At 32.5% G+C, this 6,918-nt stretch carries 4 protein-coding genes; 3 read left to right on the top strand and 1 reads right to left on the bottom strand.

All coding sequences use genetic code 11. The annotated features are described in order from the left end of the window. Positions 1–1,109: 1,109 nt before the first annotated feature. From K737_RS00920 to K737_RS00910, 3 genes are all read left to right on the top strand, one after another. Positions 1,110–1,787, top strand: a complete 678-nt coding sequence (locus K737_RS00920) for a hypothetical protein (protein ID WP_006289632.1) — start codon at positions 1,110–1,112, stop codon at positions 1,785–1,787. Positions 1,788–2,020: 233 nt separating this feature from the next. After that, entirely contained in the window at positions 2,021–4,063 is a 2,043-nt protein-coding gene (ligA, locus tag K737_RS00915) for an NAD-dependent DNA ligase LigA (protein WP_024161334.1), read from the top strand. Between the two features lie 314 nt (positions 4,064–4,377). Further along, complete coding sequence (locus K737_RS00910; protein ID WP_152531018.1) at positions 4,378–6,279, top strand: hypothetical protein; 1,902 nt, start codon at positions 4,378–4,380, stop codon at positions 6,277–6,279. Between the two features lie 6 nt (positions 6,280–6,285). Here the strand turns inward: K737_RS00910 and K737_RS11340 are convergent, their stop codons facing one another. Next, complete coding sequence (locus tag K737_RS11340; protein WP_268743839.1) at positions 6,286–6,414, bottom strand: hypothetical protein; 129 nt, start codon at positions 6,412–6,414, stop codon at positions 6,286–6,288. Between the last annotated feature and the right edge of the window lie 504 nt (positions 6,415–6,918).

Here is a 6,918-nt window from a genome sequence, read left to right as displayed (position 1 = left end):
ACCTGATCTTGGATCAAGAACCTTATAATACAAGCTCTGACCTCCAAAACGCAGCGAAAGAAAGTGGGATTGAAGTGCATTATTTGCCCTCCCTAGCCCAAACCAGAGAAGAATGAAATGTGCGCAACAATCGATTTTTCGTCTCTGCCAAAGAGTTTTGCAAGAGTATGCTGTATTTTTTTCGACCAAACCTGGGACAACATCACCATGGATCTTGTCGACCGCGTCAATGACAACTTTTAACGCATTAGTCCAACACTTTCAGTTTGATTTGGTATATGTATGCTTTTGAAGTTACCTATAAAAACCTGAATCATCTCACGCAGAAAAACGATCTGCATTTTGGAAAAACTTCATAAGTATAGGGATTTTATTCAGCTCTATCATTTTTATCGATGAAAGCGGATTTGCTTATGACATGCCAAGAACTCGTGGTTTCCTAAATGAGTTTTTTGTTTTGGAACCCATGACGGAGGGTAAAAAGCAGAACCAGCGTAATTGGTGTGGTATTAAATAGGGAGCCTCTTACTGTGAGATTGGTTTAAAATACTCTTAACGCAGCTATTTTTGACGATTGGGTAAAAGTGTACTTGTCATAGATTTCCATTTTTCATAAGGGGAAAAAGACGAAAAAATTCTGGAAAAGGCTGGACACGAAATTAATTTATTTATCTCTATTCCAGATCTTATAGTGACTACAATTATAAATATTTTATATTGTTCGCACTGGATTACTTCACTTTTATGTTGGGTCCGCTATAATCCAAAACAAAGATTTATCTTGGAATACAATCCATTACCGATACTGCGTGTACAAAAGCGGAATCAGCAATTTAAATCAATAACGGTGAGAAATAAAAACAGTATTACATAATCATCAAGATGAGTTAAATAAAAAAATAATGATGAAAAAAATTTTTAGCTTTTTATTTTTAAATATCGCATTCGTCTATGCTCAAAAAGAAAGCGTAGAGGAATTAAAAAATCAAATACAGTATAGAAAAGAGACTCTACTTGAAGGGGTGTCACTCAATAAAAACACTCCTAGTTTCGATCAAAGCTCTTAAATAGAGGAAAAAATTTCTGAATGAGCCTCATTTTTAGGGGGAATGGACTATAAGAGTCTTGAATCGGAAAAACAAAAGATCGAAGAAAAAATTTTAGATACGGTAAAAAAGATAATTGAGATTAACAAAGGTTCCGTGGAAAATTGGTGTAAAAAAGTTTCTCTAAACAAATACGAAACTCTGTCTTCTAAAGAAGAATACATAAAACAATCTTTAAAAAATGAATTTTTGTTCACAAAAATTCAAGAAAATATATCTTTTTATCTAAACAATGCGAAAGAACATTCGGAAAACTCAGAAGGAGGAAAAGAAACTGAAAGCACTGTTAAAAGTTTAGAAAAAAAAGCAAGTTTTTTTCAAGAATTGAAAGATTTATTGACTGAAGAATATAAAAACAAACTTTCTGCATTTACTTTAAAAAATCAGATACAAAATTACAAAAGAAAAGATTCAGAAAGTGTGAACAATTTTAAAAAAATTACTGACTTAGAAAACGATTGGCGATTAAGAAACGCGTGGAACCAAAGAAATATCGAAGTTGTAGATGGAAAAATTGTTGAAAAAACTGATGCAGGTGAATTAGAACTGGAAAGTGCAGAAGAATTGGGTAAGGACACAAGAAAATTAAAGGTTCCCGAAGATCTAAAAAAGATTTCGCATATTGAGGACAAAAACGGAAAAAAATATGCGTTTAATAGTTCAGGAATGAGTGTTAGTTAAATTTCAATAAAGATAGAATAATTTAAGAAGAAAGGCAAAATAAAAATAAAAAAAATAGAAAAGGTGCCTTTACTAAAATTTTGTGTATTATAAATTTCTGAAACTTTTTAAGCTATTAAGATGTATGTGATCTCTTCCCTTAATTTAAGGAAAAATCACTGAAAAGCAAGACTTCTTGACCTTTTGTTGGATTTTTTCTAAATTTAAATCCTGTGTATTTTTTAAACGGGCAGATGGTAAAAAATTCTGGTATTCCCTTTGACATTCAAGATGAGTGGAACTCATTAGTTTCAGAAATTCGAATGCATAACCGTTTATATTACGAAGAAGATCTTCCCCTTATTTCTGATGAAGATTATGATGCGTTGTATCGGCGGTTAGTGCAACTAGAAAGTCGCTTTCCTGAGCTAATAAACGAAGAAAGTCCTACACAAAAAATTCATGTGCAGTTACAAGATGATGCAGAAGAAGTTACTCATTTATTTCCTTTATATTCTTTAGATAGTGTGTATACCTTTGAAGAAGTTGAACAATTTGTAACCCGAACATCTAAAGCTCAGGAAAAAGAAAAAATTTGCTACGTTGTTGAAGGAAAAATTGATGGATTGACTTTAGCGCTCCATTATAAAAAAGGAAGACTAGTTTCTGCTGCAACGCGGGGAAATGGTAAAGTCGGAGAAAATGTTACAAAGCACATAGTGCATATCAGCAATATTCCTTTTGAGATCACCTTTGATTCCATTCCAGAGGATTTAGAAATAAGGGGAGAGGTGTACATTGAATCACGTGATTTTGAAGCTTTTAATCAGTATCGGTATAAAAAAGGAGAAACTTGCTTTTCTAATCCAAGAAATGCTGCCGCAGGAGCTTTGCGCCATTTGGACCCTGCGCACACAATGCACAGAGGATTAAAATTTGCTGTTCATGGAGTTTGGCCTCAAATTGAATCTTCGTACAGTAATGCCATGAAATTACTAAAATCATTGGGATTTTATATGCCTCTATCTTGCGGTTTTGGAAAAACAGCAAAAGAGTTACTGAAATATTTTGAGGAAATCTCACTAGAAAGAGAGTCTTTAGATTACCAAATAGACGGACTTGTTTATAAAGTAGATGATTGGGAACACAGCAATCATCTAGGATATCGCGCAAAAAGTCCTCGTTTTGCCATTGCGCATAAGTTTCCTGCACAAAGCAGTATTACAGTGCTTGAAGATATTCAAATTCAGGTAGGACGCACAGGAATATTAACGCCAGTGGCGATTTTGTCTCCTGTTTTATTGGGGGGGGTTCAGATCACGCGTGCAACTTTACATAACGAAGATGAGATTCTAAAAAAAGATTTTCGAATAGGGGATCGGGTACGCATTCAAAGAGCAGGAGACGTCATTCCTCAAGTCTGTGAGGTGGTCTATCCTAAATACAGAAACAATTCTTCTGAAGACAATGGAAGATTTGTTTTTCCTTCCTCTTGTCCAGCGTGCGAAGGTTCTGTGATACGTTTAAAAGGAGAGTCAGCATGGCGATGTATTTCTGGATTAAAGTGTCCTGCTCAAAAAATTTGGTCTCTTTATCATTTCGTTTCTAAGGAAGGTATGGACATTCAAGGATTAGGACCGCAAAACGTTCGTGCATTGTATCAAGCAGGAATCTTAACAGAGCTAGTAGATCTTTTTACTTTATCTCAGCACAAAGAATATTGGCTAACGTTAGAAGGATGGAGGGAAAAATCCGTTGAAGGAGTTCTGCGATCTATTGAGCATCGACGTAATAATATTTCAGCAGAATCATTTTTTTACGCCTTAAGTATTCCGCACGTAGGAAAGGTTACAGCAGCACTTTTGGCAAAAAATTTTTCTCCTGAAACATTAATTACGATGCCAAAAGAGGTACTACAAGAAATATTAATCACAATGCAAGGAATAGGGGCTGTATTAGCTGAATCTATTGCGAATTTTTTTTATCACAACTCTTTACAAATTCAAAAAATTTTAGCTTATCTTTCTTTTAAAAAAAATGAAAAAATTCAAGTTTTTTTACCCTTGCAGGGGAAAAAAGTCGTTTTCACTGGGCATTTTCAGCACGGAACTCGTCAGAATTTTGAAAAAGAAGCAGAGCGGTTTGGTGCAGCAATTGGAAGTCAGGTTTCTAAAAATACACACTATCTAGTAGTGGGAGAAAAACCCGGATCAAAATATGCACGAGCAAAAGAGTTGAAAATTCAAACCCTCACAGAAGAAGAGTGGATGGCATTTTTGCAAACCTTTTTATCTTAAGCTTGGTGGGGTTTTGTTCTGGAAAAAAGCACGTTCCAAGTGTATAGCTAAAGTAAAATAAAAAGATGAAGGCAATATAATGATAATCAAGAAAAAAACTTTTAAGCTATAAAACCTATAGGGGGGTATATATCAGCCTATTTAAAGTGCATTTTCTGGACTTTTTTGTGCTACGTTAATTGTTATTAAAAATTTGTGACTTTTTGCGCCGTGTTAATTATTATTAAAAATTTTAGATAGATTTTTCTGTAATTGACTTAATATTATAGTTTTGTTAATATTTTGAAAGTAGAATTTTAATGTTTTTACTAAAAATGAAAAATTTTTCTAAAATTAAACTGCTGTTTATAGTTTTTGTGGCGAGCCCTTTTTATACGTATGCTTGGCGTAATCAACAAATAGAAGAAAATGTAGCACCAAAAGAGGAAGAAGAATTCGAAAGAATAAAAGAAAGAATTTCTATTAAAATTGAAAAAATAATTAATGATTGCAAAAAAATGATTCCAACTCAGTCTTATGCGGTTGAATCAAAAGAAGAAAAAATTTATGAAGATATTCCCGTTATGTTAAAAAAAATAAGAGAAAAATGGGGGCTTTCCGGTTTAATTGCGTATGAATTTAGTTTAAACGAATTCTGGAACAGTTTTCAAAAAACTGCCCCCGATAACTATGGGGGTATTCAGCCTAAAAATGCAAATTTTGTTATTAACGCATTATCTTTTAATACAGGTCTTGATGTAAATTTAGATGTTTTGTTACATGATGAAGTTAATGAAGATGGAGATAATGCCTCTTTGCAATCACAGTTAACTGTTCTTTTTTCTTCATTCGAAGATAAATATTCTAAAAATTTTAGAAAAATATTAGAAACAAGGATTCAAGAAGAAAATACTCTTTCAGAATATGATGCATCTAAGATTTTAAGAGACACGTTTGTACATTTTTTTTTCTCAAAACCTCAGATCAATGAGATTTTTGCAATACCAAACACTTTTGCAGAATTAGAAAAATTATTTTCTTTAGCTTTAGATATGAATATTCAAAAAATAAAAGATGATAAGCTTGATGTGGTTGTTCAAGAAGCATCAAGAAATTATTCGAAAGTTCTTTCTATAGTGGATCGGTATAAAAAGAAGAGTTTGCCTATGCTTGTTGATTCTTCTGTTTACAAACGGGATATGCTTTTCAACATAAAAAATTCCTTGCTTGATTTACAAAAAATTTTTGGAGATTCATCTTTATTTGTTTTTAACCTTATAGAAAAACATCACTTAGATCTTATAGAAAAACATGATCCAAATAGAGTAAACTTTTTTTGTGTTGAAGAGTTTTTTGAGTTTTGTTTGAACAAAACAAAAATTGTTCTACGAGAAAGATCAAACAATTATCGTTCAGTACAATACAAAAAATGTTTTCCATATATTTTTGGATGGGATCTTTCGAGCCTTTTTGTTGGTAATATTAAAAATGGGCATTGGATTAGAAAGAACTTTTTTATAGAGAATCATCATTATGTAGGCGGTGTTATGGAAATCTTAGATCGGTTTAAAAAAGAAAGTTTTTCTGAAGAACAATTGGCCAGAATTTTAAAATATTTTTTGAACAATTATTCTTTTAAAAACGGCCAAGAGGAGCTTAAGAGAGTTAATTTTCTTGAAGAAATGTATACGAATTTTTTTCGTATAAAGACTCAGAGAAATTTGGAAAATAAAAAAAATTCTCTTGATATATTACGTAAAGCGTTAGTAGTGTTTCCGGAATTGTATCAAGAAAAAAACAAAATAATAATGAATGGATTATTAAGCGTTTTTCCCAATAATAATCAAAAAGATTTTTCTGATCAAGAACGAAAAAAATATGAACAAAAACTTTTTGGAATTTTTCGTACAGCAGATTGGGAAGTGTGCGAAGAAAAAAATGCTTTAAAATCTAATTTTGTGGAAACAGTTCTAAAAATTCTTAACTCAGATAGCCAAGCCCAAAGAAAAAAGGAAAAGAACAATAAACGCTTTGAGATCAGAAGAAAAATTTCTGCTTTGTTTCCTGAAAACGATAATTTATTTTTAGAGTCAATTCACAGTATGATTGATGAATATCAAATTTCTGAAGATGATGCATTTGGAATTATTCCAGCAAAAGCACAAAGTTTGATAGAACAAAAAAAAGTTGAAGAAAAAATAATTTCCATGTTTTCACGTAACGAACTTTTAAAATAGAGGCTTTTAACCAAAGATAGCATGATTAATTTTCAAAGTTTTATTAACGTGAAGTGCCGCAAAAATACGCAGTGTTCCCTCTAGCATCTCAAGTGATCGTGTGTTTGCAAGGGGGGGCGAAATCTTGCAAACCAATGGCAATGTCGAGCATTATTTTGTTCAATGGAAAACGGTTTATCTTGCCCCTGAAAGAGGCGGGTGCTTGGAATAATTTTATTAAAATCTGCCCAATGATCTGCGCAATAAAATAAAATTTTTAATCGTTCAAAAAGTTGTTTGAAAGTTTAACTCAAGTGATCACCAAATCCCAATCGAAGAGCCCTTTTCCAGCACGATCCTAGGATTTAGAAATCCAAATTTTTTGCTTCTTTTTTTTAATAATTCCAAAATTCATCGACTTCCTTGACAATACTTTTGTCTTCTGGGAATGGCTCAATTTTTGCGAATATAGCAATTTAGGTCGAATTAGATATTTTAAAGAACCACGAAATAGCGTCGAATAGGGCGTTGAAATTTAGTAGAGTACTTTAGGTTGAATTAGGTGCAATTAAAAGAACATGACAAAGAGCTACAGCAACGATTTAAGACAAAGAATAATAGAATATTTAGATGAGGTGGGCGGGTATATTGAAGCATCGC

It is taken from the genome of Holospora undulata HU1 (genome assembly GCF_000388175.3).
GTDB classification, from domain to species: Bacteria; Pseudomonadota; Alphaproteobacteria; order Holosporales; family Holosporaceae; genus Holospora; species Holospora undulata_A.
Note: the sequence above shows the minus strand (reverse complement) of the source record. Positions and strands in the feature narration are given on the sequence as shown.

Bases quoted from the DNA above. Each gene is read 5' to 3' on its own strand.
- K737_RS00920 (WP_006289632.1), top strand. From the start codon at position 1,110: ATGGACTATAAGAGTCTTGAATCGGAAAAACAAAAGATCGAAGAAAAA.
- ligA (WP_024161334.1), top strand. From the start codon at position 2,021: ATGGTAAAAAATTCTGGTATTCCCTTTGACATTCAAGATGAGTGGAAC.
- K737_RS00910 (WP_152531018.1), top strand. From the start codon at position 4,378: ATGAAAAATTTTTCTAAAATTAAACTGCTGTTTATAGTTTTTGTGGCG.